Annotated in this window: 4 protein-coding genes; 3 read left to right on the top strand and 1 reads right to left on the bottom strand. The window is 42.6% G+C overall.

What is annotated here, in order from left to right:
- Positions 1-96 precede the first annotated feature (96 nt).
- Positions 97-687 carry a glycerol-3-phosphate 1-O-acyltransferase PlsY gene (gene plsY, locus MHN32_RS23400; protein WP_029215929.1) on the bottom strand — a complete coding sequence of 197 codons (591 nt, stop codon included), beginning with the start codon at positions 685-687 and terminating at the stop codon, positions 97-99.
- A 124-nt stretch (positions 688-811) separates the two neighbouring features.
- Between plsY and folB the strand changes: the two genes are divergently transcribed.
- Genes folB through MHN32_RS23385 form a run of 3 tightly spaced genes read left to right on the top strand, consistent with a single transcriptional unit; the run spans position 812 to position 2,455 of the window.
- Positions 812-1,162, top strand: a complete 351-nt coding sequence (folB, locus tag MHN32_RS23395) for a dihydroneopterin aldolase (RefSeq protein WP_010607633.1) — start codon at positions 812-814, stop codon at positions 1,160-1,162.
- 7 nt (positions 1,163-1,169) lie between these two features.
- On the top strand, positions 1,170-1,658 hold the full coding sequence (folK, locus tag MHN32_RS23390; protein WP_010607634.1) for a 2-amino-4-hydroxy-6-hydroxymethyldihydropteridine diphosphokinase: 489 nt from the start codon (positions 1,170-1,172) through the stop codon (positions 1,656-1,658).
- Positions 1,655-2,455, top strand: coding sequence for an undecaprenyl-diphosphate phosphatase (locus MHN32_RS23385; protein ID WP_010607635.1), 801 nt, complete (start codon positions 1,655-1,657; stop codon positions 2,453-2,455). The genes folK and MHN32_RS23385 overlap by 4 nt, the downstream gene beginning before the upstream one ends.
- The last annotated feature ends 191 nt before the right edge of the window (positions 2,456-2,646 follow it).

Here is a 2,646-nt window from a genome sequence, read left to right as displayed (position 1 = left end):
GCCTGACTCACATAGAATAACTATGCTACGCAGGCTCTGCCTTGTACAAATACCAATCAAACTGCTGCAAAAACAAACTTGAAAGGTAAACAGGCCCTAGTCTTTAGACTTTTTCCCCACCTTGGGCTCTTTACCACTCAAGAGTCTTTTTATATTTGCCCTATGACGAATAATAATCACCACAGTTAAAAAGCTTACCGGCACCGTATAAAGCGGTTTTATCCACCATGTGTAAAGTGGAGCTGCTGCGACTGCGACAATCGCTGCGAGTGAAGAGTAGCGTGTTAGCGCTAGCACCACGAGCCACGTACTAATCAATAGCCCACCCAATGACAAGCCGATGGGTAATAGCGCACCAAATGCCGTTGCTACCGCTTTACCACCGTTAAAGTGGAAGAAAATAGGATAAATGTGACCAAGGCATGCGCTTACGGCTATTGCACCTAACCACACAGGTTCTATTTTCAGAAAGTAGGCTCCCCACACCGGGATGGTTCCCTTTAAAATATCGAAGACGAGCACCAGCGCAGCTGGGATCTTTCCTCCCAATCTTAATACATTGGTTGCGCCTGGATTATTAGAACCATTAAAGCGTGGATCTGGTAGATTGAATAACCGACAAACCAGAATCGCTGAGGAAATCGATCCCAATAAATAAGCACATACGCACATTAAACTGATTAACACTGTCTTCCTTATTTTTTATTGCGTTGTTTTGGGCTATGATCGGCGGTCTTAAGTCCTGCACAGATCGCGAATTGCGATTAGAAAATGCGGGTGAATTACAGCGATAAACATGTTTGGAGTTTACATGGATAAAGTCTATATCTCACAGCTACACGTCGAAGCCATAATAGGAGTGTACGACTTTGAAAAAGAAAGTAAACAAAGCCTTTACTTTGATGTTGAGATGTTGACCGATATTAGCGCTGCCGCTCGCCATGATGATATTAGTTTGGCGGTTGATTATGCTAAAGTGAGTGAGCGTATTATTGCGCATACCCAAGCAAAACCAGTTGAGCTATTAGAAACGTTAGTTGAACAGCTTGCCGCAATGATCCTAAATGAATTTAATGTCCAACAAGTGCTTATAAAAGTGAGTAAACCTGCTGCCGTGCCACAAGCACAAACGGTTGGTGTAGAAATTGTGCGTAAGAAGTAGAATTATCATGGCACAAATTTTTATCAGTCTCGGCTCAAACATAGAAAAAGAAAAAAATTTGCTGAGTGGCTTGAGGGTATTGATAAAACACTTTCCGGATTTTCAACATTCGAGTGTGTTTGAGAGTGAAGCCGTCGGATTTGCAGGAAATAACTTTTATAATTCGGTCTTTGCTGCACAAACACAGCTGTCTTTAGACGAAGTATATAAACTGCTCAAGTCGATAGAATACGATCATGGTCGTCGCTGTAGTGAAAAGAAGTTTAGTCCACGCACATTAGATCTCGATATTCTCTTTTATGACCACCTTATTTGTTCATCACCCGCTCAGTTGCCTCGGGATGAAATAACCAAAAATGCCTTCGTGCTTCAGCCATTAGCTGAACTAGCTCCTGATTTTATCCATCCTGTTGAGGGTAAAAGCATTGCTCAGTTATGGCAGGAGTATCACAACCCAACTCAAAAATTATGGAAAGTGGAGTTTCCCAAGCAATGAGCTTTATTGAGATTGTCGTCCTTGCAATTATTCAAGGTCTCACTGAATTTTTACCTATTTCGAGTTCTGCCCACTTACTGCTACCTTCACAGGTACTAGGTTGGCAAGATCAGGGTCTTGCCTTTGATGTTGCTGTTCATGTTGGTACTTTGCTGGCTGTCGTTATTTATTTTCGACAAGACATTGTCAGCCTACTGGCAGGATGGTTCAAATCATTCTCAGGTACGCACTCGAAAGAAAGCCGACTGACTTGGTGTATTGTGGTTGCCACTATTCCATTCGTGATCTTAGCTCCACTGCTTAAGGATATCGTAGAAGTTTATTTACGTAGTGCTTGGGTGATTGCAACATCGACGATAGTATTTGGTTTACTGCTTTGGTATGCCGACGTGAAAGCGAAACAAATCAAAGACGAATTTGCCTTAAACTGGAAAAGCGCATTGATACTGGGGCTTGCGCAAATTACCGCTGTTATTCCTGGCACATCGCGTTCAGGTATTACCATCACCGCAGGTTTATTACTTGGGCTTGATAAGAAAAGTGCGGCGCGCTTTTCGTTTTTAATGTCTATTCCAGTCATTTCGATGATGGGATTGTATTACAGTTTAGAGCTTGCTACCGGCGATGAAGTGGTTGATTGGAATGCGTTATTAAGTGGTGCAGCACTGTCGTTTATCTCAGCTTATGCCTGTATCTTCTTTTTCCTGAAAATCATAGAGCGCATGGGCATGATGCCATTTGTCATTTACCGATTGTTACTTGGGGTGGGATTAATCGCTTTCTTGAGCCTAAGTTAATCTAGGCTTTGAATAATCCAGCAAGGTTAACAGAAAAGCCAGCTTGATGAAGCTGGCTTTTTCAATTTACTAGGGCCTGTTGGCCTTCGCTATTTGATTTTTGTTCTCCTGAGTGTGTTTTGGTCGCGACGCTCGACTTGCCGCCTAGTAATCTAGGCAAAAGTTGAGCAACAATGAACAAAGCGCACTCA

The organism is Pseudoalteromonas sp. Of11M-6, assembly GCF_022347905.1.
Classification (GTDB): Bacteria; Pseudomonadota; Gammaproteobacteria; order Enterobacterales; family Alteromonadaceae; genus Pseudoalteromonas.
Note: the sequence above shows the minus strand (reverse complement) of the source record. Positions and strands in the feature narration are given on the sequence as shown.

What these genes read in the sequence shown, in the direction of transcription:
- MHN32_RS23385 (WP_010607635.1), top strand. Translation starts at nt 1,655, where the DNA reads ATGAGCTTTATTGAGATTGTCGTCCTTGCAATTATTCAAGGTCTCACT.
- folK (WP_010607634.1), top strand. Translation starts at nt 1,170, where the DNA reads ATGGCACAAATTTTTATCAGTCTCGGCTCAAACATAGAAAAAGAAAAA.
- folB (WP_010607633.1), top strand. Translation starts at nt 812, where the DNA reads ATGGATAAAGTCTATATCTCACAGCTACACGTCGAAGCCATAATAGGA.